Source organism: Salinibacter sp. 10B (assembly GCF_002954405.1).
In the GTDB taxonomy this organism is placed as follows: domain Bacteria; phylum Bacteroidota; class Rhodothermia; order Rhodothermales; family Salinibacteraceae; genus Salinibacter.
The window spans coordinates 3,554,087-3,579,374 of record NZ_MQWC01000004.1; the positions used below are offsets into that span (position 1 = coordinate 3,554,087).

Sequence of the window (25,288 nt, forward strand, 5' to 3'; positions counted from 1 at the left end):
GTTTCGTGTATCCGCCGCTTTTTTTGCTCCCATGCTTCGTGTCCTCGTATTCAGCCTCGGATGTTTTCTGCCCGTAGTCATTCACGCACAACCGACCGCCGACACTCTACAATCGGATCTCCGCGCCGACTCGGCGGGCGTGTACGATGGCCTTCAGCGTGTTCTCGACGAGCAGCGCTTGGACACTGAAACGACGAGCCGAGCGGTCGAGGCTCTCACACGCCTTACCCGCAATCCCCTGGACGTAAATCGGGCGTCTGCTTCGGAGCTCAGTGCCCTTCCCCATCTTTCCCCGGCCCTTGCCCGTCGGATCGTTCGGTATCGTGTTGAGCACGGGTCTTTCGCCTCGCTTGATGCGCTTGCCGAGATTCCGGGACTGAACCGTTCATTGCTCCGCGCCGTCCGTTCCTACCTCACTGTTGCCTCCACCAATGCTGACTCAGTCGGCCCCTATCCGTCGCCCCCTCCTCTGAATACGATCGTCTCCAATCTCGAGCTCGACCTTCTGCAGCGAATGACTCGGGAGCTTGACCCCGGACGTGGATTTCAGAGTGACTCCGCCCACACGACATTTCAGGGATCACCGGTCCGTCTGACTACCCGTGTCCGAGTCGGCTACCAGCGACGCGTACAGTTTGCGCTTACGCTTGACAAGGATCCGGGAGAGGCACTCCGCTGGCAGCCGCAGACGGCCACCTACGGCTTTGATCACATCACTGGAAATTTCGCCTTGCAAGACATTGGGCGGTTGGAAACCTTGGTGGTCGGCGACTTTTCGGCTCAATTCGGACAGGGGGTAGCACTGTGGCGCGGGCTCAGCTTCGGCAAGGGGCGAGATCCAGTATCGCCCCTCATTCGCAGCGGACGGGGCCTCGTTCCGTACCAGTCCACCGCCGAAAACCGATTCTTCCGGGGCGTGGGGGCCACCGTTGCTCTCACGCCCTCTCTTTCCGTGACTGCGTTCGGTTCTCGTCACCACCGCGACGCCACACTCGATTCGAGTCGGGTATCAACGGAAGAAGCAACGGGACCTCCTCCAGCACGGACCCTTTCGGTAGGGGGACAACATCGCACACCCGGGGAACTGGCGGGAAAGGATGCGTTTGGGCTCACGACCGTCGGCAGTGCGTTCGAATACCAGACCCCCAATCTTCACCTCGGTCTGGTTGGATACCAGAGTCGGTTCGACCGCCCACTTCGCCCGCCGCCCCAGCCCGATCAGCGGTACGACGTGTCCGGTACGCAAACGTCCATGGTAAGCGCCTTTGCAACAACCTTTGTGGGGAATTACACGCTCTTCGGCGAGGTCGCCCGCGCCCCGTCTGGGCGCTACGGCGTCCTTGCGGGAGGATCTCTGGACCATGAGGCCGGTGTCCAGGCGCTCCTGCTGGCCCGTCGGTTCCCGAAAGCGTTTCATGGGCTCTACAATTCCGCGATTGGCGAGAGCGGGTCCACCCAAAACGAGGTCGGGATCTACACCGGCCTCCGCTTGCGGGTGTCCGAGCGTTGGAGTGTGTCCGCTTACGTAGATCAGTATCGCCATCCCTGGCTCCGCTTTAGCGTACCCCGACCGTCGAGCGGGATCGACACGCGAGTCGTGGTGGAGTACGACCCGCGCCCTTGGCTTTCCACCTCTGTTCAGGTGCGGGCCGAGCAGGAAGAAAAGGGGACGGAGCGACGAGGGCCAAATGGGCGTCTTCTGTCGGCAGTCCAGCCCGAAGAACGGCAGTCGGTGCGTTGGCACACAGAGTACACGTTCAGCGATGCCCTTACGCTTCGGACGCGTCTCCAGGGGACGCGTGCCTCCACGTCGGCTGCGCCCTCGTACGGAGTGCTTCTCTACCAGGGACTTCGTTTCCAACCGTTGCCAGCTTTACACTTTGATGCCCGGGTCGCATTTTTCAATACCGACGGCTTTGCGGCTCGTCTTTACGCCTACGAACACGATCTGCTCTACAGCTTCTCGGTGCCAGTGCTGTTTGGGCAGGGGCAGCGGTCGTATCTGCTCGTGCAGTACGAGCCCACATCCTCCCTGACCTTTGAGGCAAAATACGGCGTGACCTGGTATCCACATCGTCGAACAATCGGCTCAGGACTGAACGCCACCGACGGTCCCCGTGTACGAGAGCTTCGTCTGCAGGTCCGATGGCAGATATGAGCGTGCGCTGGGAATCTGAGGGCCCAGATCAAGATTAGATGCTTCGGGTGTCCTGGGGAATGATGGAGGGTATAGTCTACGTGTGGAGGACGACCCCGTGCTGGTTCAGTCCCATCCGCATGCGTCTGTCTGGTGTACGAGAGTGAAGGGGATACCGAATCCCTACTGCAGACCTCCGGTGGAAGAAGGTACGGCGGAGCAATACGCAAACCCCTCTCGTGTCGTCGGCACTGTCAAGGAGGGCTCCAGAAGCGCCGGTGGACTGTGACGTTACGAGTTTAACCGCAGGGGCGACACACCGTGGCACTGGGTTTTTCGTTTCCTGAACGGTCAATATCCTCTGTGTAGCGTCGTTGGAGTTCAGCGACGCTACAACGGGGACATCTCCCTCGTCCGGCGGATAATTTTGCAATCCTACACTCCAAAGGTGGTGACCACAACTGCGAAATGAACGTTGGGGGTCGCTTCTTCGGGAGGGGATCTACGGCACAGGCGGTTCTGTTTGCACCCCGGAACTGGCGCTCTTTTCTTAGAGGCACACTAGCTCTTCGTTGTTCTCTCAACCGTATGAGCTTTTCCGTCTCGATTGCTGAGCGCGCCCGCCCGTTGGAGCAGAGCGATATTCGGTCCGTTACTCAGCGCGTAGAGCGAGCCGGGGGCATCAATCTCGGGCAGGGCATTTGCGACTTGCCCACCCCCCAGCCCATCAAGGCCCGCGCGCAACAGGCCATCGCCGACGACCACTCCATCTATTCGCATTATGCCGGCATCGAGCCGCTCCGCCGGGCCATCTTGGAGAAGGTGCAGGACGAAAACGACCTGCCCGCCAGTTCGCCAGAGGAGGTAATGGTTGGCGTTGGGTCCACCGGCTGCTTCGTCGCGGCGGCGTTCACTCTGCTGGAGGAGGGGGATGAGGTCGTTCTCTTCGAGCCGTTCTACGGATACCACCGAAATATCCTGGAGCTCACGGGGGCGACGATTCGGTACGTGCCCCTTGGAGGGCCTGCGTCTACGTTCGACCGAAAACGGGTTGAGGATGTGCTCACGCCAAAGACGAAGGCTGTTGTTGTGAACACGCCGGCCAATCCAAGCGGCAAGGTGTGGACGCGTGAGGAGCTTGGTTCCCTTTTGGACCTGATGCAGAAAGAGGATCTCGTGGCCATCACCGATGAGATCTACGAGTACATGCTCTACGATGGGGCGGAGCACGTATCCCTGGCGAGCCTGCCCGACGCCTACGAGCGCACCATCACCCTCTCGGGCTTCTCCAAGACGTACAACGTGACGGGCTGGCGGCTGGGCTACGGGGTGGCCCCGGATCCCATCGCTGAGAAGATGGGGCTCATGAACGATTTGCTTTACATATGCGCCCCTCGGCCCCTCCAGCACGCAGCCCTCGCGGCCTTCGACGAGATGGGCGACGACTACGTGGCCGAGCTGCAATCGGACTACGCCGAGCGGCGCCGATTGATGTGCGAGACGCTGGAGGACATTGGGTTCGATGTGCCCTGGCCCGAGGGGGCGTACTACGCGCTGGCGGATTTTGGGGATCTTGCCGAGGAGCGGTCCGGATTTGCGGACGACGAGGCGGCGTGCGAGACGCTCGTCCAGGAGGCGAAAATTGCGAGTGTCACGGGGCGGTCGTTCTACCAGAACCCGGCTGATGGGAAGTACCAGCTCCGGTTCTGCTTTGCCAAGGAACTGCCGGTGCTCCGGCAGGCCTGCGAGCAACTGCGGGCAGCATTTGGGTGAGGGCAAGGAAGGACGAGTGGGGAACGGCGAGAGGTAAGGCGGTTTTTATTTCGAGACAGAGTGGTTGTGGACGATACGTATCGAACCATCAACGGCGAGGGGCAGGCAGAGCTCAAAGTAGAGGGCTCGCGCTTTGTGGCAGAGATATATCCGGTGGAGACGCGAGAAGACGTAGAGGCCCACCTCGAGGTCGTGCGGGAGCGGGAGCGCAAGGCGTCCCACCACTGTTTTGCCTATCGACTGGGGAGAGACGGCGACGACTTTCGTTACGATGACGATGGTGAGCCGAGCGGGACGGCCGGGCAGCCGATTCTTCGCCAGATCGACGGACGGGACCTCACGAATACGCTCATTATTGTCACGCGCTACTTCGGCGGGACGAAGCTGGGGACGGGCGGTCTCATGCGGGCCTACGCGGATGCGGCCGATGCGGCGCTCGAACGGGCGACGATCGTTGAGAAGGTAGTACGGACCCCGGTGCGGCTCCGCTTTACTTACGACGATACGGCCCCGGCGCGTCAAGTGCTTCAGCACTTCGATGCAGAGGTGACAGACAGTGACTACACGGACGTGACCGAGTTAACCGTCGGCGTGCGGGCCTCGGAGGTGGAGGCGTTCGTCGAGGCGTTTCGGAATGGACTGTCTGACCGGGGCGAAATTTTAAGCGTCGGAGAGCATGAGAGCGAAGCGTGAGCGAGTACGCTCCCGCGCGTCCTCTCGCCCATTCACTTATACTGCTCCATCGCGGCCACGGCCAGCTCGTCGGCCATGTTGTTGAGTTCATTATCGGCGTGGCCTTTGACCCACACCCATTCCACGTCGTGCCGGTCGGCCTGCTTCAGCAAAGCCTTCCACAGTCCTTTGTTTTTCACGTCGTCGTTGGAGGAGGTCTGCCAGTTGTTTTCCTGCCAACTGTCGAGCCAGCCCTGATTGAAGGCATTCGAAAGGTAGGCACTGTCAGTGTGAAGCGTGACGGAGGTGGGCTCGTCAAGGGCCTTCAGGGCTTCGAGCGCAGCGGTCAGCTCCATGCGATTGTTGGTGGTGTGCGGCTCGCCACCGGTCAGGCGCTCGGCGTCCTCGCCGGCAATGACGATGGCGGCCCAGCCGCCCGGGCCGGGATTGCCGCTGCAGGCGCCGTCGGTGTAGATGGTCACGTTCTTCTTGGACATTGTGCAGGGGGAGGAGTCGTTGAGTAGGGGACGTTCTCGTATGAATGACGTCGCGTAAGGCGTGATACGTGACGCGTAGGTATCTGATCGTCGAACGACCACGGTTCACGAACCACGGATCACGCTATGATCCACGAGGGGCACGCTCATTGGGTTGGGCTGTCGCATGTGGCGGAGCATCAGGCCGTGGGGATCTGGGATTCCCAGCATCGGCACGCGCAATCTACGGGGTGGGGCGAGGGGCGTCCACCGTTTGTCCGGAAAGCCGTCGTGAAAACGTGTAGGGCGAGGGACGCAGGTGTGGAAAAACTTTGTGGAGGCGCCCGGCGTACGACATATGTTGTTGACTTTTGGATAGAGCGGAGTGACGAATGCAGTTTTTGGATGAGGTCGACCTCAAAGTGAAAAGTGGCGACGGGGGGAAGGGCGTCGTCACGTGGCGAACGGAGAAGTATGTGCCGAAGGGCGGGCCGTCGGGCGGGGACGGAGGGGATGGTGGATCCGTATACGTGGAGGCCGACGAGAACCTCTATACCCTGATGGACCTGAGCCACAACAAGAACGTCTTCGCTGGGGATGGGGAGCCGGGGGGGCGCCGGGAGCAGACCGGGGCGTCGGGCGAGGATAAGGTGATTCGCGTGCCGCCGGGGACGGTTGTCAAAGAGACCGACTCGGGGATGGTTTTGGGCGAGGTGATTGAGGACGGACAGCGGATTTGCGTGGCAAAGGGCGGGCAGGGCGGACGCGGCAACGCTTTCTTCAAATCGAGCACGAACCAGGCGCCTCGTCACGCCCAGCCGGGGGAGAAGGGGGAGGAACGCCACCTCACCTTCGAGCTCAAGCTGATGGCAGACGTGGGGCTCGTCGGCTTCCCGAATGCCGGCAAGAGCACGCTCGTCTCGGCCATCTCTGCGGCGGAGCCCAAGGTGGCGGACTACCCGTTCACCACCCTCACGCCCCAGCTGGGGATGATTTACGTGAGCGACTTCGAAACCTTCGTGATGGCGGACATTCCCGGCATTATCGAGGATGCCCATGAGGGAAAGGGACTTGGCCTCCAGTTTTTGCGCCATATTGAGCGCACGTCCGTTCTTCTCTTCGTCATTCCCATCACGTCCAAAGACCTTCACGACGAATACGAGCAGCTTGTGCACGAACTCGAATCGTACGAGGCCGACCTGATGGACAAGCCCCATGTGATTGCTCTCTCCAAGGTCGACATTCTCGCGCCCGACGAGCGCGAGCTTTTGCCCGATGTAGTGGCGGATGCTTTTCCCGACGACGTTCCTCTTCTTCCCATTAGCGCCGCGGCCGACATTGGCCTCGATCAACTCAAGTATACCCTCTTCGAGCAGGTCAAATCCGTACGGTCGCACACTTCGCCGACCCCAACTGAGGCATGAGACTGCCCCTCGATTCCGACGACCCCTCTCCTGATCTCGACACTTCCCAAGAACAGCGCGCCCTGATCGGGCTCTCCCTCGTCCCCGGTGTGGGGGCGACGCGCCTGCGGGCGCTTCTTGCTCACTTTGAGGCCCCGAGTGCGGTCTTTCGGGCGTCGCGCTCTGCCCTCGAACGGGTGGACGGGGTGGGTCCGCAGACCGCCGAGGCCATTCTCACGTTCGAGGACCGCGCAGCGGTGGAGCAGGAGATGGGTCGGGCCGACGACCTTGAGGCCACACTCATCTCGCCGTGGGACGATCGGTTCCCCGACCGACTCCGTGAGATCTACGATCCGCCGGCCTTTCTCTGGATGCGAGGCACGCTGCCGGAGGAAGCGGCGCCAATGGTGACGGTCGTGGGCACGCGCCGCTGCACCGACTACGGCCGGGCACAGGCGCATCATCTTGCGGGAGCGCTGGCCCGCCGCGGCTTCACGGTTGTGAGCGGATTGGCCTACGGCATTGACGCTGCCGCCCATAAGGGGGCCCTCGACGCCGGGGGGCGGACCCTGGCTGTGCTTGGCTCTGGCGTGGGATGTATTTATCCTCCCAAGCACACGTCGCTTGCCAAACGGATTGCGGAGAGCGGGGCTGTGCTGTCGGAGTATGCTATCGACGCGGAGCCCGACGCCCCGAATTTTCCGGAACGCAATCGGATTCTGAGCGGACTCGCCCTCGGTACGCTTGTCGTCGAGTCGTATGCAGAGGGTGGGGCTCTCATCACGGCGCGGCTGGCGTTGGAGCAGAACCGGGAGGTTTTTGCCCTCCCCGGAAATGTCACGAAAGACTCCAGTCTCGGAACGAATCGGCTCATCCAACAGGGACACGCAAAGCTGGTGATGGAGATCGAGGATCTGTTGGAAGAATTGCCGGATCTGACGGTGGAGACGGCGGAAGACGTGGATGCAGACATGGTGGCTTCCGGTACGAGGCCGGACCCTGCCGAAGAGTTGGAAGGACCCGAGCAGGTGCTCTACGACGCCCTCTCCGATACGCCGATGCACGTGGATGCGCTCTGTGAGGAAACGGGGCTCGACCCGTCGACAGCACTCGTGTCCCTGCTAGAGTTGGAGTTTAAAGGGCTTGTGCGGCAACTGGCGGGCAAACAATTTCGACGCGCCTAATCAGCTTGCGGAGAAGGGGCACAAGCCATGATGAAGAGCGGGGCATGGCCATTTTGTGTAGGAAAGCCGGTTTTTTCGTGGGCACGAGTCTTCCGCTTTTTCGTCATGATCACTGGCCATTCGGCTCTTTGATTTTCTGCGGCTGCAGTTGACCGTCGGGGGGACACGTTGGGAGGCCTCCGATGAAGCGCAGGCCCGATATGAGATCGACAAGCATCGTAAGAAGCGGGACGACCCGGACGGAGGAACGAACGCTGGGCGCAGGTGCCCGTGAAAAGAGTCCATTGTCTTCAAATAATGGTGTCCCCCGATGACCGTCGATGAGCTGCGTGCTCACTTTCCCCATACCGACCACCGGACATACGTTAATCACGCGGCGGTGAGTCCCATGAGCCGCCCCGTAAAAGCAGCCATCGACGAGTATGTGGCCGAGCGGCACGGGGCGGATCCAAATGCGCCCATTGCCAACTTTGAGGCTTTTCAGCCGCTCATGGTAGAGGGCAAAGAGCGGGCGTCACGGGTGCTGGGGACCGCACCGGAGCAAATCGAGTTCATTCCCAATACCTCAACCGGCCTCAACGTGCTGGCTCAGGGACTCGACTGGACGGCAGGCGACCGCATTGCACTCCCGGATGGGGCGTTCCCAACCAACGTGTATCCCTTCTTGAATCTGGAGGAAGAGGGAGTCGACGTGGATTTTGTACCGACCGATGAAGGTGCCTATACGCTCGACGACATTGAGCAGACCCTACGCCCCGAAACGCGGCTTCTTTCGGTCTCGTGGGTACACTTCCTCTCCGGGTTTCGGGCCGACCTAGAGGCGATCGGCGAGCTGTGCGACGCCCACGATGTCCTGTTCTGCGTCGACGCGATTCAGGGGCTCGGGGCCCTCCAAATCGACGTGGAGGCAGCGGGAATTGATTTTCTTGCGGCGGGGGGGCACAAGTGGCTGATGGCGACGCAGGGGATTGGCCTGCTTTATTGCGACGCGGCGCTGCAGGATCGGCTCCGGCCGCCTACCGGCTGGTTGCATGGGCCGGTTGACTGGGAGCACCTCGATCGGTATGAGTTGACGTTTCACGACGATGCGCGTCGGTTTCGCACCGGTACGCTCAACAGCGTCGGGGTGGCAGCGTTGCATGCAGCTCTCGGCCTTCACCTCAACGCTGGGCCGGCCTGGTGCGAAGAACAGGTGGTGGATCTTTCTACGACCCTCGCAACGGAGTTGGCAGAGCGCGGACTGCGGCGATACGGAACGTCCGATCCCCAGCATGCGAGCGGCATCGTCACCATCGCTCCGGAGGAGCCCGATGCACTGTTTGAGCACCTCGCGGCTCACGACATCACCGCGGCTGTGCGGAACCAGAAGGTTCGGTTTGCGCCCACGTACTACAACAACGCATCCGACCTGCGACACGTCTTGGATGCGGTCGATTCCTTTCTGTGATCAAAAGCCATTCGCCGGGAGGCGTAAAGCCGCATTTTCGGCGGTTTGTCGCCGGAGCGGACAGGGGGAGCAGGCAGGGGGCTACGTTACAGACGCGGGGGAGGGTTCGTCCGACGATGCCGTCAGCGTCTGAATCCAGCGGGCGTATCCGTACGAGTCGTCCGGCGAGAGGGAAGGAGGATCGCCCTGGCCGAAGAGATGATTCCCCATCTGCTGCAACGTACCGGGCAATGCCTCCGGGCGTCCTTCCGCCTCCATGCAGATGGACCATGCCTGATGCCCGTCCGAACGAACCTCCGTCAGCTCAATCTTGGCCTCGGCCGGGTCCGATTCAATCATGTGGTCGAGGCGGGCGGCCTGTTCGTCGGGCGCGATTTCGAGCCGGAGGCGCTGCTTGTGGACCGGCACCCAGAGGCCGGTGGGGTCGTCTTCGAAGAGGTCGTGATGCTGTTCGACGGTGGGGAAACTCCACTTTACCCAACGTTCCTGCACGCCTTTTACGTTGTCCGCAAACGTGATGGGCGTGCGGTCGCCCATGCGGTGTTTGGTTTGCACCTTGCCCTCGCGGAGCTTCACGTTCATCCCTGGGTCGTTGGAGACAAGGTAGAGGTCGGTGCGGGCCGATTCGGCCTCGGCACCCAGCGAGTGGATCCAGTCGACGACGGCGTCGGGGGGCGCACCGTCAACGAACCAGCGTACTTCGAGTGTATCGTCCATGGAGCGTACAGTCGGTGAGAGCGTGAGGGAGGGCTACAGAGTTCGGTGTTGAGCATGGGCCATCAACTGCTCCTGAAAGCCCATGGCCTCGTCGGGGGTGGTGGGAACGCGCTGCACGTACCGACCGCTGGCCTTCAGGTCCCAGGCCGAACGCCGATCGGTAAGAGCAGCGTCGAGGAGGTCCAGCAGGCGTTCCTTGTGTTGCGGCGCTTTGACCTCCACGATGGCCTCCACGCGATCATTCAGATTTCGACTCATCCAGTCGGCACTGCCAATGTACACCTCCTCCTCTCCATCGTTGCCGAAGTAGTAGATGCGAGTATGTTCCAGAAAACGGCCCAGAATGCTCGTCACGCGAATATTTTCGCTGTAGTTTTCCAGACGGGGACGTAAGAGGCAGTGGCCACGTACGATGAGGTCGATCTGCACGCCGGCCTGGGAGGCCCGGTACAGGTGCTGGATCATTCCCTCATCGTTCAGTTGATTCATCTTCGCGATGATCCGGCCCTCTCGTCCTGCGGTCGCGTGGTCAATCTCACGTTGAATCAATTCTTCGAAGCGACGCCGCATGTTTTGGGGGGCCACCAGAAGCTCGCGGTAGTGCTGTTCCGGGGCATAGCCGGTGAGGTAGTGAAAGAGGTTCGTGATGTCGTAGCCGACATCCTCGTTGCGGGTGAAAAGACCCACGTCGGTATACTGTCGGGCCGTCTTCGGATTGTAATTGCCGGTGCCGATGTGGCAGTAGGTCCGTGGTTCCCCGTCCTCCTGCCGGATGACGAGCGTAACCTTCGCGTGCGTCTTGAGCCCGACGAGGCCGTACGCCACGTGCACACCCGACTCCTCCAGCATCCGCCCCCACTCGATGTTGTTGGCCTCGTCGAATCGGGCCTTCACCTCCACGAGCACGGCCACTTGTTTGCCCTGCTCTGCGGCGTCGACGAGGGCGGCCACGATGGGCGAGTTTTCGGAGGTGCGGTAGAGCGTTTGTTTGATGGCGAGCACCTGCGGATCGTCGGCGGCCTCTTCTACAAACCGCTGCACGCTTTCCTGAAAGGAGTCGTACGGGTGGTGCACCAAAATGTCGGATTCGCGGATGGCGGCGAAGATGTTGGGGTAGTCGGCCGTTTTGCCCTTTCGAATGAGCGCTGTTGGGTCGCCCTCCCGGCGGAGGCGAGGCGGGACGATCGGCTCCCACGGCGTGTATTTATGCTCGGGAACGTCGAGGTCCGAGAGGGGCATGCAGTCGACGTGACCGAGGAGGCTTTTGGTCTCGTACACGTCCCGGGCGGCAATGCTGAGCTCGTCCGTCAGCAACTGCCGCACGTCCGTCGGCATGCCCGGCTCCACTTCGAGACGGACGACGGGGGCAAACCGGCGTTCCCGAAGCTCTTCGGAGATCATCTTCAGCAGGTCATCGGCCTCTTCTTCCTCGCGCCGCATGTCGGCATTGCGGGTCACCCGAAAGGCGTAGGCGCCGGTAATCTCCATCCCGCGAAAGAGATCGGCCAGGTTGTGGGCGATGACTTGCTCCAGCGGGACGTAGTGGTGCGGCTGTGACAGGGGCACCCACCGATTTCGGTTGGAGGGCACCTTCACGCGAGCAAACTGGTCCTTGTCGCGTCTGGGATTGTGGAGCGTAACGGCGAGCGACAGGCTCAGATTGGAGAGGAAGGGGAACGGGTGGCCGGGGTCGACCGCAAGCGGAGTGAGCACCGGAAAAATATTCTCCTGAAAATATTCGTCGGCCACTGCCTGCTGGGAGGGAGATAGGGCATCGTAGTCGAGAATGTGGATGCCGGCCTTCTCGTGCAATCGGGGAACGAGCGTCTCGCCCCAGAACGAGGTGAGCCGATCATACAGCGGAACGACGGCGTCCCGAATGAGGCGCAACTGCTCTTTCGGGGTGCGCCCGTCGGGCGAGGGCTTCGTTACGCCCGCGGCAGCCTGTCGCATAAGTCCCCCCACGCGCTTCCGAAAAAACTCGTCGAGATTTCCTGCCGTGATGGCGACGAAAAAGACGCGCTCTAGAAGCGGCGTTCGGTCGTCGAGGGCCTGGTGTAGCACCCGCCAGTTAAAGTCAAGGGTGCTGAGTTCACGGTTGAAATAGAGGTGTGGATGATCGAGCGCAGCCCGAGGGGGGACGTCGCGCTGTTCGACGGAGGGAGGGAAGGTGGCGCCCGCTGAGGCCGTTGATTCGGAAGGCGAGGGGATGGGGGCCGGGTTGGAAGGCGTCCCGTCGGCGGCAGGAGCGGAATCGGAATTGGAGGACACGGTCGAGCGAGGGGCGCTGAAAAAGGGGATTCGTTCCTCTCAACGAACCGATGTGAGTTCTGGGTTCCGCCTGGGGAGAAATACGCGGTTTCTCATTCGTGCTGCTGATTCGTGGGGCAGCGGACAATGGCAGGACATCGTCTTCGATCACACATCCGGACAACATTCAATACAACGCCGTACGTCGTTTGGAGAACCGCATACGAACTGGTATTATGGACTCGTCTAGAAAAGTGCGATCGTGCAGCCTAATATCGTCTATCGAAAATGATTGGACACTTCCGAGCTCCATTTCGTAAGGAATGCGCCTTCGTTGAGGACGGCGTCCTTCCCCACTCCGATGCGGGGGCTCCACCGGAGGAGGTGGGCACTCGAAATCGACTTGGAGCCCCTGGCGATGAGGATACTGATCCCCGGAATGAGGGTAAGATGGGCGTGCCTCGAACCCATTTCTGGCTATCAGCGTCGCTCTTGGAACGGTAGGTAGCATGTGTGTCCGGCACCACACGCTAGAAACGGTCACATATGCCATTCACCTATCGAAAAATGAATCCTAAGAGGGAGGGACGAATTCACGCGCAGGCGGACGGGCGGAGGACGCGATAGATCACTAGAATCCATTCGAGGGGACGGCTTTACTTTCCTCGCTTCAAGGGGGAAGGGTCGAAAAGGTCGACCATCAAGATGAAGAGGGAGATGGCGCAAAACAGGCTGTACGGACCGATCTTTTCTACGCATGTACGTTTTCCGTAATCTGGTTGAGTGGCTCGCTGTCACGAGGGGGCGATGCGTGCGGGGGATGTTGATGTGTGGGGGGCTCCTTCTTTGGATCGGTACTCTGGCCCCGGTCCAAGCGCAGCAACCGCGGGCCTACGGGGTCACGTACCGACCGGATGTGGAGTATCAGGTATGGGAGAGCGACCACTTCGACCTCATTTACCAGACCGGCGCGCAGGACATGGCGCGACGTACGGCTGCCGCACTGGAAGAAACGTACACCGGAACGGACTCCCTGGTTGGGCTGGGGGCGGACCTCCACATGCCAGTCATCATCAACAATTTCAACGATCGGTCCAACGGGTTTGTCCACCCCTTGCCGTTCCGGCAAGAAATTGAGGCGCCCAGTATCAAATCCGACGCGCTGGTGGCCCGTGCATCGTCGTGGCCTGCCGTCGTGGGGCCGCACGAGCTGGTGCATGCTGCCCATGCCGAGGTGGAGGCCGGCATTGGAGTCGGCGGACTCATCGGATTGTTTGCACCGGACGTGGCCCGGACCCTCAACCTGCTGGCCCCGTCGGGGTTCATCGAAGGAGCGGCAGTATACCGGGAAAGCCGGATCGATTCAGAGACGGGACGGCTGAACGCGCCTCTTTTTCAGATGAAGATGAAGGCGGCGATGCTTTCAGACGATCCCTGGAGCCTGACGCAGCTACTAGAGTCGCCCGCCTACACGCAGCCGTTCGATCGCCACTACATCGGGGGAGGACACGCCTTTGAGTACTTGGCCGAGCACAGCGATTCGGCATCGACGGAGTTTTTCCGAACGGCGGTGCGATGGCACAATCGCCTTCCCTTTTTTGGGCACGGCGTCTGGTTGGGGCTCAGCACCGATCAGTTCCCCTATCAGCTGAGGCGCGAGATGCAGGCGGCATTCCGCAAACAATATCAGGCCGAACTTGATCGCCGGAAGCCGTTTACGGCCCATTCTGTGGTGTCCGGAAAGGAGGGGCGAAATCATCGCCGACCGTACTGGGTGACCGACAGTACGCTGGTGGCCTACGTACACGGGTACGACGTGCGACCAGGATTCTACCGCATCGATGCCCAAACGGGCAGGCGCACGCTCATTCGAGTACAGACGCTTACAGAAGATCGGGCCTACAGTCTTGGGGCAGACTCCTCGTCCCTCCTTGCGGGCCGATACGTGCAGGATCCACTGGTGTCTCGGCAAGAGATTGCAGAAGTGGAGCGTGTGGATTTGGCGGACGGCTCGGCGACGCGTCTGACCGATGGGGCACGGGCCTTTGCGCCCGCCGCGGGCCCCGGACGCACCGTGTACGCCATCACGAACGATGGTCCGTTTACGCGGTGGATACGGATCGGTGATAATCGGTCCACGGACATGCTTACCCCGAAGAATGCACGGAGCATCCGGCAGGTGGCCCCGTCGCCCCAAGATTCGACCATTGCGGTGCTAATAAATGAGAAGGGACGACAGCATCTCTACCGTGCTCGTCGTCCCCTGAGCCCTTCTGCTCACCTGCGTCCCTGGATTGGATTCAAAGACGCGGTCATTCATGATGTGAGCTGGGGACCGGAGGGACGGTATCTGCTGTTTGCGGCCGATCCGAGGGGGACATCCAACGTTTTTGCCTACGACACGGATACGGAACGCCTCCTGAAACTGGCCAACGTCCGGTTCGGGGCTTTGGAGCCCTCGCTCTCGCCCGACCGCTCCACGCTCGCGTTCGTCAACTATCGGCATGAGCGCCACGATCTGGTGCAGATGGCGTTCCGCCCTGACTCGGCGACCATCGTACCAGACTCGCTCTTCTGGCGGGGAGCGGGCGGGGGAATGCTCATTGAAGACCGGAGGTTCACGCCCCATTCCTCATTGGATACGATCGAGGCGCGGCCCTACGCCGCCTGGCGCCACCTCGCCCCTCGAATGGTGTATCCTGTGCTCGCCGGGGAGGGGAACGACGAGCCGCTGCCGTATCTGGAGGAGCCGAATCGGACGGGGCCGCTGGGCGCAGGCGTTGGACTCGGGGTGCAGGGGGCTGATCCGCTCCGACGCTGGGCGTATCAAGGCACCGCCTTCTGGCAGGCTGATCGGTTGTGGGGGGAGACCCGCGTACAGAGTGGCTCGTTTCTCCTGCGTCCGTCCCTCTCCGTCTACGACCGGCCCTTTACGGCACTCGTTCGGGGCCGGCAGGAGACGTTTCTCGCAGGCGTTGAAGAGCGGGGCGGAGCCATCGGAATGCGGCTTCCGGTAACTCTACGCTCCAATGTGTATCAGACGCGATTCCGTCTTGGGGTGACTGCCGACGTGCGCCAGACCCAGCTGTTTGGGGGCCGGTTCTCCGAGCCAACCGACTACGCAACCCGAGCCACCGTGAGCCCCCGGGCCGTCTTCGGGTATCGCCTCCAGCAAAATCCGCGTGACCTTGTGCCCAACACCGGCGTTGTGCTTGGGCTCCAGGGAGAGGTGGATACATGGACCAGTGACGGAGAGGGAAGTCGAGGGATGGTCGCCACAGTGAACACCTATCTTCCTTTTCTTCGATCTAGCCATACCGGCATCCGACTGGGCGCACAGATGCTCGTGCAGAATGAGGCCTCGATTTTCAATACGAGCTCGTTTGTGCCTCGTGGGTATGACGGACTGAGTGCCGGGTACTCGTTCGAGAATCAAAACGACACGTTTCTGCAACTGGAAGCGGAGGTGACCCAGCCGCTCTGGTATATCGACGACGGGTTCACAATCCTTCCGCTCTACGCAAAATCCCTGTCGGTGTATGGCTTTGGAGAGACCCTTGGGGCGGTGGGGAACGAAGGGTGGGGCCACGCCCTCTCGTCCGTTGGGGGGGGACTCCGGCTCGAACTCCGCGTGTTCTACGGATTTGGGCTGGATCTTCGTATTGGCGCTGCTTATCGTCCTCAGACCAACGACGTGGTGACAATTTATCGGTAGTGGAGGTCTGGAACGGCGTTTGTAGATACAAGTCCGGAGAATGTGTCGTAACGTCTGCCCGCCAGACTCGAAGCCGGAGGCGTTGGGACACGAAAACGGGTGAATGCGTCGAACCTTCTCTAAGGCGGAGCGTTCGCCCTTTGTCCACGCCAAGTCGAATTATTCAGCGCCATCCATCTTATGGAGAAGGAAAAGCTGACGTGCAAGACCTGCGGATGCGAGAGCCTGCGGCCCATGCAGGTAGTGTTCGACGAAGAGGAGGATCACGAGGTGCAAAACCTCCTCGGCGGCGAGCAAGAGTCGCGTTTTTACAGCTGCCAGGTCTGCGGGGACAACTGGCTGTCGGTAAAGGAAAAGACGGCCGACGGAAGCTGCACCATCACGTTCGTTCACCAGATGGGCACCTCCCCGGTTCTGAAGCGAGTGGCCCACATGGACAACCCGGTGATCGTCTCGGACGACAACGTGGACGAGTGGGAGTACTTCAAGGGCGATAAGCCGGTGGCCGAAGAGGAGTGGCAGAACACTCTGGACGACCGTCGGGAGACCCTGAAGGCGACGTGCATGAATTGACATATCCCTCTCTCCTTCTTGAGAGACCTTTGCCCGGAGTGATCCTCACTCCGGGCATTTCTATGAATGTCTACTTCGGCGCAAGGGTCATCTCGATCGCCTCTTTAAGATCGGCTCGCGTAAAGGGCTTGCTCACGTACTGATCGAACCCGGCCTCCAAGAAGTCCTCCCGATCGCCCGGCATGGCGTAGGCCGTCAGGGCAATCGCGGGCACGTCTGCCATATCGTCACGTTCGCGGAGAAGGTGAAGAAGATCCGTGCCGGTACGCTGCTCGCTGAGGTTGATGTCGAGGAGCAGGGCATCGAACGAGTGATCGTCGACAGCCTCAAGAGCCGCATCCACTCCTGGCACAACGACAACCTCGAAGGACTTCTTCAGCAGGTGTTCTAGAAGCAGTTGGGTTTCGGAGTTGTCTTCGACCGCGAGAATGCGGGGCGTCTCTGCTGCACTCATGGAAACGGAAAAACGGGTCTGAAAGCCAAGGCGTCGAGCGCACGTACCCAGGCGAGGGTCAACTCGCCTGAGGGGAGCTGCTTCGTCTAAGGGTAGGAAAGAATAAAAGCAGTCCCAGTTTCAGAACGAGACGGGGCGCGCGACTCTTCGCAAAAACTAATACGGCTGGTGCGATCGAATCAGCGTATGATTCCTTTGCGACGTAAGAAAGAATGAGCTTGCGTTTGCGGCGGTGCACATATTTCACACTATTGCCTAAGCCGTCTTGAGGCTCTGACCATCGAGAAGGGGAGGGTCAAGCCAAAGCGACAACCAGTACCGTTCTCACGATTTGAGAATTATCACATGCCATTCCAGTAACACCAGCTGAGCGCATTCTTGCGAAGAGACACGCACCCACGCAGACACAGGCAGAAGAACCACTGCTGCCCATGGTATTGAGGGAAAGTCTAAAGCAAGAATCGAACCGACATTTCTAAAAGAGGACCCGCATGACACGCGCCGTTTTTCGGCCCAGCATACTGGACTCTTCTGAAGATTGGTGCGGGGAGAGCTTCGGCTCGGAACGCCATGCGGTTTGGCACTTTGAGAGGAACGGATTTTCTTTCTCGCCGCCCACGCTCCACCATGTCTGCCCCTTTCAATTCTACTTCTTTTCTGCGAGATGCCCTCGATCTGGCCGTTGAAAATGTCGAGTCCGGCCTCGGCGGTCCGTTTGCGGCGCTCGTCGTAGAGGACGACACGGTGCTGGCACGGGGGACGAACCGAGTGACGACCGTCCACGATCCCACGGCCCACGCCGAAATTACGGCCATCCGAGCGGCTTGTCAGGAGCGCGGCCACTTTGAGTTGGAGGGTTGTACTCTCATTTCGACCTGTGAGCCCTGTCCCATGTGCCTGGGCGCCATCTATTGGGCGCGGCTTGACCGCGTCGTTTATGCCGCTACCCGTACCGACGCCGCACAGGCGGGCTTTGACGACGATCACATCTACCAGGAGATCGATACGCCGCCTGCCGATCGCCGCATTCCGATGACGCAGCACTTGGAGACGGAGGCCCAGCGGCCTTTTGAGGCTTGGCGCGACTACGAGGAGCGGGTAGAATACTGAGAATGCGTTGTGCTATATTTCGATAACATATGCATCTCTCTCCAACCGAGAAAACCACCGTCGCTCCAAAGCTTGACTTGGAGCCCATCCGACGTACGGCCAAGCGTTAATTGGGCAGCCAGGTGGGCTCTGGCAATCTAGATTGCCTAGATCAAGTCTGGCCATCTAGATGTCCAGGAGCGACGATGAAACTGTTTTGGGAAGGAGCGTGCGTGTCGGGCATCACACAGGACAGGACCTATGGCACAAGCCGATCGAAGGGAACAGGTATAGCTCCCTTCGACTGCGGGCATCGTGGGCTGGCATGCGGCGGTCGTGCCCAATCGGCATGGGAACGTCGACATGGGACCGGCGCCGTGCTTCATCGCAGTCTCGACAAGAGACGCGGGAGCTGCTGCACGCTGCTCTCTTCCACGTAGGTATGTTCTCTGACAGGGAGGCCGGGGCACCGGATCGATTTTTTTCCTTTGCGACAGAAAAAGCGGTTCAATTCACCTTGTATTGTTTCGGGGTAACACTTAGCCTGTGAAAGTAGCGTCATAATTTCCATTCGTACGCTGGTGTTATTGAGAAATCTCTTTTTGCGAGACACAAGCATCAGTCGTATTGCTGCCTGTCCACAGGCCTCGACTTGGGTATCTTCTCTCGGTTCTCACTGAGCCGCTGCTGGTTACTGTTGATACCAGGAGGGGACGGAAGGGAGGAGGGCCTCTCGCTGGAAAGTGTTGTCGGTATCGACAGTGCGTTCCCCTTCGGTTACGAAGAGAAACGAACAATCTGAACGGACGCCCTGCCTCTCACTTTTTGCACTCACGATAGTCCGAATGCTTATGCGTGTACGACACACCCTTATTCTCTCTCTTCTTGCCAGTCTCATTGTGATCCTCGGCGCGTGTGGAACCGGGCAGGAGGAATCCACGAATGCGTCCTCCTCGGCCACGGCAACCCTTCCCCTCACCGAACATCCGGACACAACGGGCTGGGATCTGCTCTTCCAGCCCGACTTCTCCGACGCCATACTGGATACCGCGAATAGCTGGACCATGGAGGAGGGGGTCCTGGTTGCAAACGATCACAGCACCATTTGGAGCGACACCACCTACGGGGATTTTGTCCTCGATTTTGAGGTGCGCACGCCCGACGGTACCAATAGTGGGGTGTTTTTCCGAACGGCCGACCGGGCCGACATCCTCTCGGCGCTTGAGCTACAAATGTACAACCCGCCAGGGCCGGACGCGGAGGCCGACTCTGCCCATCGGTACGGGGGCAAAAACGGACTGGCCGCCCTATACGACTTGAAGGGACCGACGGGAGGGACTCCGAAACCGGCCGGTGAGTGGAATCGCTTTACGGTCACCGCACGCGATTCCATGATCTATGTGGTTATGAACGGCGAGCAGGTCCACGAAGTGAACCTCAACAACTGGACGGAGCCCGGCCTGACGCCCGAAGGTGAAGAGCATAAGTTTGACCGGGCGCTCATGAATCAGGCCGAGAGCGGTCCCATTGGGATTCAGGGAATCCATAGCGAAAATGAGGTGTCGGTCGAGTACAGAAATCTCAGAATCCGACGGCTTGAGGAGTAGCCTTCTGGTCGGGGCCAGGGGCCGTGCCTCCCCTCTACGTGAGGTCAAGACGTGCGGGGCGAGTACCGGGCGCGCAGCGTCAGGGCGAGTTGTCCCACCACAAGTGGGAGCAGACTCATAAGGGCGATAATGCCCCAACCGGCCGCGGAGGGGGGCTCGATGGCGAGGACCGCTGCAATTGGGGGGACGTACGTTGCCACCAGCAGAAGTCCGGTGCAGAGGGCAAGCGCTCCCCACACATACCCGTTTCGGGTCACGTCATTTCGGAGCAGGGAGGCCTCCGGGGGGCGCATGTTGAAGACGTGCCAGAGCTGACCGAATGCCAGCGTAAGAAACGAGATCGTAACGGCCGACTCCCCCGACAGCCCCAGGCCCCGGGTGGCCCAGAACAGGGCACCGAGCACCGCTCCGGCGAACACTGCGCCGTACCCTGCAATCCCGATCCAGTGCCGTCGTTGCAGTACCGGCTCCGAGGGAGGACGGGGCGGGCGACGCATGGTGGAGTCGTCGCCCTCACCGACGCCCAGGGCAAGAGCGGGGAAGACATCGGTCACCAGGTTGAGGAAGAGAATCTGTAGAGGGAGAATGGGAAGTTGGGTGCCCAGAATTGTTGCAAGGCCCACCACCGCCACTTCGCCTACGTTGCATGACATGAGGTAGTAGACGAACCGTCGGATGTTGCGGAAGATCACCCGTCCTTGCTCTACTGCGGCGACGATGGTGGAGAACGCATCGTCCTGGAGGACCATGTCCGCTGCTTCCCGGGCTACCTGGGTGCCACGCTGCCCCATCGCGATGCCAATGTCGGCTTTTTTCAGGGCCGGGGCATCGTTCACCCCGTCGCCCGTCATGGCGACAGTGCGGCCCGCCCGCTGATGGAGCTCAATCAGGTCCAGTTTTTGGCTTGGAGAGGCCCGGGCAAAGAGGCGCGTGCTGAGTTGACGGTGCCGTTCCTCGTCGTTCAGTTTCTCCGGAACCTGCAGGTCGCGCCCGTGGATGACGGGGGCTTCGGCATGGTCCACGAGTCCAACTGCGTGCGCAATGCCCTGGGCTGTTGCGGGTTGGTCGCCGGTAATCATGACGACATCGATGCCGGCAGAGCGGCACTGCTCGATGGCCTGCTGTACGTCGTCCCGCGGCGGGTCGTAAAGCCCTACGAGGCTGAGAAGGGTCAAATCTTCGTATGGAGAAGCAGTCGGGTCGTCTACCGTTTTTTGAGCAAGGGCGATGATCCGTAGGCCTTCCTGGGCCATTGCTTCGTTGCGCTCCATCCAGCGGGTGCGAGCCTCATCGTTGAGGGGCACCGGGCCGTCGGGGGTTGCTTCGTGTGTGGCCGCGTCGAGCACCGCTTCGGGGGCCCCCTTCACGGCGACCCGATGGCCGCCGTTGGACGTGTGCACCGTCGCCATCATCTTCACATCTGCGTCGAATGCCTCCTCCTCCACTCGCGGCCACTCCTCATCCAGTGCGTCGGGCGTAAGGCCGGCGTCCGTCCCGGCCCGCAGCAGAGCGACCTCCATGGGGTCCCCTGTCCCGGTGTCGGACGCGGAATCGTAGGTCGCACTCGTACAGAGCATGCCCACCTCCAGTACTGCGCGGAGGCGTTCGTCGTCCGTTGGGGCAATCGGGGCCTCGTCCCGTGTGAACGTCCCGTCTTGTAGATGAACGGTTTCGTCTCGGAGTGCCCACGACTTCACCGTCATCTGATTTTCGGTGAGCGTGCCGGTCTTGTCTGTACAGATGACTCCTGTGGCGCCGAGGGTTTCAACCGAGGCGAGTCGCCGAACGAGGGCGTTGCGGTGGGCCATGCGTTGCATCCCGCGCGCCAGGGCGATCGTTGCTACGATCGGCAGCCCTTCGGGAATAGCCGCTACGGCGAGCGCCAGTCCGGTTTCAATCATCAAGACCCACGCCTTCCCCGACAGCACGCCGCTCAGCGTCACGCCCACGATTACAAGCATCGTCACGCCGATCAGCTTGCGGCCCAGCTCCGCCAGCCGCTCCTCCAGGGGCGTGGCCTCCGACTCTGCCGTTGCTACGAGTGTCGAAATTTCTCCCAGCTCTGTTTGCATGCCCGTTCCCACCACGACCCCGAGTCCGCTTCCGCGCGTGAGAGCGGTGCCCTTGTACAGCATCGAGGCCCGTTCGGCGAGGGGCGTGTCCTCGGGCACGGGCTCCACTTGTTTGTCGACCGGCACACTTTCGCCGGTGAGGGCCGACTCGTCGACCTGCAGTTTCGAGGCCTCCAGCAGCCGCACATCTGCCGTCACGACATCACCTCCTTCCAGCACAACAATGTCGCCGGGCACGAGCGATTCCGCGGAGACGATCTGCGTGTCGCCATCGCGGCGAACGCGGGCATCGACGTGGCCCAGCTCACGCAACGCCTCCATCGACCGTACCGCCCGCAGCTCGGTTCCGAATCCAATGGCCGTATTGATGACGATAACGACGACGACAGCCCAGGCCTCCAGCACGTCTCCTGCCAGAAACGCAACAATCGCCGCCGCTCCCAGCAGCGCGATAATAAGGCTTTTGAACTGATTGGCGAGGATCGTCCATGGGCTCACGGATTCGTGTCGACGGAGCTCATTTGGGCCGAACTCCGCTCGACGCTGGGCCACCTCGGAGGGATCGAGTCCCGTTTCGGGGTCGACCCCCAGCTCACGAGCGCTTTCGTCTCCGGATTGGGTCCACCAGGCCGACGCCGAGGAGGGAGGAGCAGAAGTCTCCAGGGAGGAGTCGTCCGTGATATTTTCCATTGGGCTTCTCATTTTTTCAGTCGCAGAAGGGAGACAAACAGGAGTTGGGAACGTGCAAGCTACGGTTCCTAGGAGCAGGAGAGTGCTCTTGCAGGATCGTTCGGTCGCCTTCGTTTAGAGTAGAATTTCCCGCTCATGCCCGAACTGGTTATTGTCGCCGCCGTCGCCGAAGACAATCGTGTCATCGGCAACGATCGAGACTTGCCCTGGCACATTCCGGAAGATCTTCAGCATTTCAAGGACCTCACGACGGGCCATCCGCTGATCATGGGGCGTCGTACGTTCGAGTCCGTCGTGCACCAGTTCGGCGGTCCCCTGCCCGACCGGCGGATGATCGTGCTTACCACGCAGGGCCCGATCGACGAGTATCCAGAGGTCGAAACCTACGCCTCGATCGATGCGGCGATGGAGGCGGTGTCCGACACAGAGCTTGTATTCATTGGGGGAGGAGAGGCCATCTACCGACAATTCTTACCGAAGGTTGATCGGATGGAGCTGACGCTCGTGGAGGGCGAGTACGAGGGCGACACGTATTTCCCTCCATTTGAGCACCTGGTCGGGGACGTCTTTGAGGAGACGGCCGTGGACCCGCGCGACGGCTTTCGGTTCGTGACCTACGAGCGGGTGGACACCGAGGAGGACGGGTCGTGATCGCGTCCGTCGGTGCCAACGGGCTCGCGGGCAAAGAAGGCCTCGATGCGGTGGTGTTGGCGCTTGGCGTCATTGTAGCCGATTTCGAGAAGGCGTTGCAGATAGCCGGGTTTAAAGAGGAGCATGCTCAACCAGTCGGATTGGGGGTCGTCCTGCCACTGGACGGCCGAGAGGAGCGTGCCCATTGCGCCCCCGATGTTCACGCTGTAGTCGTTGGCCAGGGCGCCGAGGTCCACGGAGGGGCGCAGGACGAGAAGATCGATGGGGCGAAGGCGGCCGCGCTGGTCGGGGCGGAGGCGACGCACCAGCCGATTGATGCGGCGGAGGACCGCGGCGTCGTGTTCAAGCACGTCCAGCAGCAACACGTTGGCGAGGATGCCCGCCATTTGGAAGAGCGACGGGTAGGCGGCGGTACGGCCGGAACGGGTGGCCTCGGCCCGAGATCGTTCGTAGCGGGTCGAGATGACGAAGAGGCGGTCGGCGCCGAGATGCACGGCGGGGGCAAGCGGATCGAGCATGCGGAGGCCCCCATCGCCGTACCACGCCCCATTTAGCCGCACGGCGGGAAAGACCATCGGAAGGGCGGTGGAGGCCATCACGTGATCGAGGCCGAGTTCGGCGCGTCGACCTACGCGGTTGGGGCGTTCCCAGCTCTGGATGGAGCAGCCCTGCACCCAGGTGACGGTCTGCAGGGTGGCGTAGTTGGAGGTGGAGATGGCCAGTCCACTCAGCCGTCCCGAGTCCAGATTTTCTTGCACGCCCGTAAATTGCCCCTGCCCGTCGGTTGGCAGTCGCTTTTCGAGATAGTTTCGGAGGGGCGTCGTATCCAGAAGGGTTTGCTTGGCGCTTGGCGTCCCCTTTAGGAGCGATCGGCCCATTGTCCAGAGCGAGCGCGGCGTAAACACGTCGTCCATCGTGAGCTCTTCCCAGTACGACGTGAGGTCCGCGGTCCGTTCGGCCCACGGCGCCGGGTCGGCAGCCAGGTGGGCGGCGTTGATCGAGCCGGCCGATACCCCCGTCATGAGGGGCACGTCGGCTTCCGGGAAGGCCTCGCCCACGTAGCAGAGCACCCCGGTTTGGTAGGCCGCTCGGGCCCCGCCCCCACCCAGCACGAGGGCCGCCGATGAACGTGATGGTGGTGACAGTGTAGCGGTCCCATTCTCAGACGAAGATCCGTCATTCATTGTGATCGAAAAGCCCCAGGCAATCGCGCATCATGTGAAATATACGTTTCCTTACACACCTAGAGGACGCGCACGTTCGCCCAGACTTCAGACCGAAGGGGAGATTCGTTCCGCCTGGTCGGGAAATCACGACGTATGCCAGCGATACTGACGCAGGATCTTGGCGTCGCGGGTACGCTTCATGACCGTATTGCACTTCTCGCAAACGAAGTCGACTTCCTTCACGGGGGCCGAAATGCCGAGCATGAAGAAGAAACCGGCGTTCCATCCATAGCGCGGCTTGGCCGTCACCCGAGGATGGGAGAGGTCGTGGCCACATCCACAGGTGATCATCTCCGCCTTGTCAATGGCGGACTGCTTGGTAGCCGTTTTCGCAGTGGAAGAGGCGGATAGGTCGGCCGGGTCCGCTGGTTCGCCCACGCCCCCATCCCTCGGAACGGCCTCCCGGTCCTCAAAATCGTCGTCGCGCCACCACGGCTCCGGGTCTTGGTCCTGAAGTTCGGGTTCGTGCTCAAACACATATCGATCGGCCGACCATGGACCGCTCCCAAAGACGAACACCACCCCGAGAAGGAAAAGCACGAGCGCCGAAAACTCCAGCGACTGGTTGGCCGACAGGAGTCCCTCCTGCAGGTGGACGAGGAAGACCGCTCCGATGAGAATAGGGATTTGGGTAAGGGCCGCTAGGCGGGTGAGCAGGCCCGCCGCGAGCATGAGACCCCCAAACAAGTGGGCAAAGCTGACGTAGTGTGCGAGCGCCGCCGAGGCCATCGAAAACTCCGAGAGATCGACGAGTGTCTCCAGCCCCTGCGACGCCGAGATAAAGAGAATGCCGCGGACGAAGAGGCCGATCCCGAGATAGATTCGCACGAGGTCGAGCACCACCTCGCGATTTTCATCGATCCAGTTGATGAGGGTTCGGTAGCGTAGCATGACGGGGCGGTTGTTTTAGAGGACACCTGCGACCGTAAGGCGTCTCTCGAACCGATGAGTGGGAGCTGCGCGGGAGAAACACCCGAGAGTGAAGTTGAGAAACGCCGTAATGCTGTATGGAAACTTATGCTTTTCTATGAATGGGCCGTGAATCGGTTGCAGGGTTTGGGGGACTGAGGGGGGACAGTGGTTTTATCGTTACACTTTTTCTTCACGACAAGAGCGAAGAGGTTTTTGACGGGACCACGTTCGCAAAAACAA

Annotated in this window: 18 protein-coding genes; 11 read left to right on the plus strand and 7 right to left on the minus strand. The window is 60.9% G+C overall.

The window, feature by feature from the left end:
• The first annotated feature begins 31 nt into the window (after positions 1-31).
• The 3 genes from BSZ35_RS14515 (at position 32) to BSZ35_RS14525 (ending at position 4,603) form a co-directional block, all read left to right on the plus strand.
• The gene (locus BSZ35_RS14515) at positions 32-2,158 is read left to right on the plus strand and encodes a helix-hairpin-helix domain-containing protein (protein WP_181149357.1); all 2,127 of its coding nucleotides are present in this window, start codon (positions 32-34) and stop codon (positions 2,156-2,158) included.
• Between the two features lie 567 nt (positions 2,159-2,725).
• Positions 2,726-3,910, plus strand: coding sequence for a pyridoxal phosphate-dependent aminotransferase (locus BSZ35_RS14520; protein WP_105013114.1), 1,185 nt, complete (start codon positions 2,726-2,728; stop codon positions 3,908-3,910).
• A gap of 66 nt (positions 3,911-3,976) precedes the next feature.
• Positions 3,977-4,603 (plus strand): YigZ family protein, encoded by a 627-nt coding sequence (locus tag BSZ35_RS14525; protein ID WP_105013115.1) that lies wholly within the window; start codon positions 3,977-3,979, stop codon positions 4,601-4,603.
• Positions 4,604-4,635: 32 nt separating this feature from the next.
• Here the strand turns inward: BSZ35_RS14525 and rnhA are convergent, their stop codons facing one another.
• Entirely contained in the window at positions 4,636-5,079 is a 444-nt protein-coding gene (gene rnhA, locus BSZ35_RS14530; protein ID WP_105013116.1) for a ribonuclease HI, read from the minus strand.
• Positions 5,080-5,450: 371 nt separating this feature from the next.
• Between rnhA and obgE the strand changes: the two genes are divergently transcribed.
• From obgE to BSZ35_RS14545, 3 genes are all read left to right on the plus strand, one after another.
• Positions 5,451-6,482, plus strand: coding sequence for a GTPase ObgE (obgE, locus tag BSZ35_RS14535; RefSeq protein WP_105013117.1), 1,032 nt, complete (start codon positions 5,451-5,453; stop codon positions 6,480-6,482).
• Positions 6,479-7,645, plus strand: coding sequence for a DNA-processing protein DprA (gene dprA, locus BSZ35_RS14540; RefSeq protein WP_105013118.1), 1,167 nt, complete (start codon positions 6,479-6,481; stop codon positions 7,643-7,645). Before obgE ends, dprA begins: the two co-directional genes overlap by 4 nt.
• Positions 7,646-7,955: 310 nt before the next feature.
• Positions 7,956-9,092, plus strand: a complete 1,137-nt coding sequence (locus BSZ35_RS14545; protein ID WP_105013119.1) for an aminotransferase class V-fold PLP-dependent enzyme — start codon at positions 7,956-7,958, stop codon at positions 9,090-9,092.
• A gap of 81 nt (positions 9,093-9,173) precedes the next feature.
• Here the strand turns inward: BSZ35_RS14545 and BSZ35_RS14550 are convergent, their stop codons facing one another.
• Complete coding sequence (locus tag BSZ35_RS14550) at positions 9,174-9,809, minus strand: hypothetical protein (RefSeq protein ID WP_105013120.1); 636 nt, start codon at positions 9,807-9,809, stop codon at positions 9,174-9,176.
• A 33-nt stretch (positions 9,810-9,842) separates the two neighbouring features.
• The gene (gene ppk1, locus BSZ35_RS14555; protein ID WP_258096589.1) at positions 9,843-12,080 is read right to left on the minus strand and encodes a polyphosphate kinase 1; all 2,238 of its coding nucleotides are present in this window, start codon (positions 12,078-12,080) and stop codon (positions 9,843-9,845) included.
• Positions 12,081-12,816: 736 nt separating this feature from the next.
• Between ppk1 and BSZ35_RS14565 the strand changes: the two genes are divergently transcribed.
• Together BSZ35_RS14565 and BSZ35_RS14570 are read left to right on the plus strand one after the other, a co-directional pair.
• On the plus strand, positions 12,817-15,774 hold the full coding sequence (locus BSZ35_RS14565; protein WP_146110123.1) for a hypothetical protein: 2,958 nt from the start codon (positions 12,817-12,819) through the stop codon (positions 15,772-15,774).
• Positions 15,775-15,954: 180 nt separating this feature from the next.
• Positions 15,955-16,347 carry a hypothetical protein gene (locus BSZ35_RS14570; protein ID WP_105013123.1) on the plus strand — a complete coding sequence of 131 codons (393 nt, stop codon included), beginning with the start codon at positions 15,955-15,957 and terminating at the stop codon, positions 16,345-16,347.
• A 70-nt stretch (positions 16,348-16,417) separates the two neighbouring features.
• Here BSZ35_RS14570 and BSZ35_RS14575 read toward each other — a convergent pair whose 3' ends face one another.
• Positions 16,418-16,801, minus strand: a complete 384-nt coding sequence (locus BSZ35_RS14575) for a response regulator (protein WP_105013124.1) — start codon at positions 16,799-16,801, stop codon at positions 16,418-16,420.
• Between the two features lie 627 nt (positions 16,802-17,428).
• Here BSZ35_RS14575 and BSZ35_RS14580 point away from each other — a divergent pair.
• Together BSZ35_RS14580 and BSZ35_RS14585 are read left to right on the plus strand one after the other, a co-directional pair.
• On the plus strand, positions 17,429-17,911 hold the full coding sequence (locus BSZ35_RS14580) for a nucleoside deaminase (RefSeq protein WP_181149358.1): 483 nt from the start codon (positions 17,429-17,431) through the stop codon (positions 17,909-17,911).
• Positions 17,912-18,741: 830 nt separating this feature from the next.
• The gene (locus tag BSZ35_RS14585; protein WP_181149359.1) at positions 18,742-19,497 is read left to right on the plus strand and encodes a DUF1080 domain-containing protein; all 756 of its coding nucleotides are present in this window, start codon (positions 18,742-18,744) and stop codon (positions 19,495-19,497) included.
• 44 nt (positions 19,498-19,541) lie between these two features.
• Here BSZ35_RS14585 and BSZ35_RS14590 read toward each other — a convergent pair whose 3' ends face one another.
• Positions 19,542-22,259, minus strand: coding sequence for a cation-transporting P-type ATPase (locus tag BSZ35_RS14590; RefSeq protein WP_105013127.1), 2,718 nt, complete (start codon positions 22,257-22,259; stop codon positions 19,542-19,544).
• Between the two features lie 135 nt (positions 22,260-22,394).
• On the opposite strand from BSZ35_RS14590, the gene BSZ35_RS14595 reads away from it, so the two are divergent.
• The gene (locus tag BSZ35_RS14595; RefSeq protein WP_105013128.1) at positions 22,395-22,910 is read left to right on the plus strand and encodes a dihydrofolate reductase; all 516 of its coding nucleotides are present in this window, start codon (positions 22,395-22,397) and stop codon (positions 22,908-22,910) included.
• Here BSZ35_RS14595 and BSZ35_RS14600 read toward each other — a convergent pair.
• Together BSZ35_RS14600 and BSZ35_RS14605 are read right to left on the minus strand one after the other, a co-directional pair.
• Entirely contained in the window at positions 22,874-24,094 is a 1,221-nt protein-coding gene (locus tag BSZ35_RS14600; RefSeq protein WP_105013129.1) for a patatin-like phospholipase family protein, read from the minus strand. The genes BSZ35_RS14595 and BSZ35_RS14600 overlap by 37 nt on opposite strands.
• Positions 24,095-24,220: 126 nt before the next feature.
• A complete protein-coding gene (locus tag BSZ35_RS14605; RefSeq protein WP_105013130.1) occupies positions 24,221-25,027 on the minus strand; it encodes a DoxX family protein in 807 nt (268 codons plus the stop codon).
• Positions 25,028-25,288 lie beyond the last annotated feature (261 nt).

Excerpts from the sequence above, each read along its gene's own strand:
- BSZ35_RS14580 (WP_181149358.1), top strand. The coding sequence starts at position 17,429 with ATGTCTGCCCCTTTCAATTCTACTTCTTTTCTGCGAGATGCCCTCGAT.
- BSZ35_RS14565 (WP_146110123.1), top strand. The coding sequence starts at position 12,817 with ATGTACGTTTTCCGTAATCTGGTTGAGTGGCTCGCTGTCACGAGGGGG.
- BSZ35_RS14585 (WP_181149359.1), top strand. The coding sequence starts at position 18,742 with ATGCGTGTACGACACACCCTTATTCTCTCTCTTCTTGCCAGTCTCATT.
- dprA (WP_105013118.1), top strand. The coding sequence starts at position 6,479 with ATGAGACTGCCCCTCGATTCCGACGACCCCTCTCCTGATCTCGACACT.
- BSZ35_RS14595 (WP_105013128.1), top strand. The coding sequence starts at position 22,395 with ATGCCCGAACTGGTTATTGTCGCCGCCGTCGCCGAAGACAATCGTGTC.
- rnhA (WP_105013116.1), bottom strand. The coding sequence starts at position 5,079 with ATGTCCAAGAAGAACGTGACCATCTACACCGACGGCGCCTGCAGCGGC.
- obgE (WP_105013117.1), top strand. The coding sequence starts at position 5,451 with ATGCAGTTTTTGGATGAGGTCGACCTCAAAGTGAAAAGTGGCGACGGG.
- BSZ35_RS14515 (WP_181149357.1), top strand. The coding sequence starts at position 32 with ATGCTTCGTGTCCTCGTATTCAGCCTCGGATGTTTTCTGCCCGTAGTC.
- BSZ35_RS14570 (WP_105013123.1), top strand. The coding sequence starts at position 15,955 with ATGGAGAAGGAAAAGCTGACGTGCAAGACCTGCGGATGCGAGAGCCTG.
- BSZ35_RS14520 (WP_105013114.1), top strand. The coding sequence starts at position 2,726 with ATGAGCTTTTCCGTCTCGATTGCTGAGCGCGCCCGCCCGTTGGAGCAG.
- BSZ35_RS14600 (WP_105013129.1), bottom strand. The coding sequence starts at position 24,094 with ATGAATGACGGATCTTCGTCTGAGAATGGGACCGCTACACTGTCACCA.
- BSZ35_RS14545 (WP_105013119.1), top strand. The coding sequence starts at position 7,956 with ATGACCGTCGATGAGCTGCGTGCTCACTTTCCCCATACCGACCACCGG.
- BSZ35_RS14605 (WP_105013130.1), bottom strand. The coding sequence starts at position 25,027 with ATGCTACGCTACCGAACCCTCATCAACTGGATCGATGAAAATCGCGAG.
- BSZ35_RS14550 (WP_105013120.1), bottom strand. The coding sequence starts at position 9,809 with ATGGACGATACACTCGAAGTACGCTGGTTCGTTGACGGTGCGCCCCCC.
- BSZ35_RS14590 (WP_105013127.1), bottom strand. The coding sequence starts at position 22,259 with ATGGAAAATATCACGGACGACTCCTCCCTGGAGACTTCTGCTCCTCCC.
- BSZ35_RS14575 (WP_105013124.1), bottom strand. The coding sequence starts at position 16,801 with ATGAGTGCAGCAGAGACGCCCCGCATTCTCGCGGTCGAAGACAACTCC.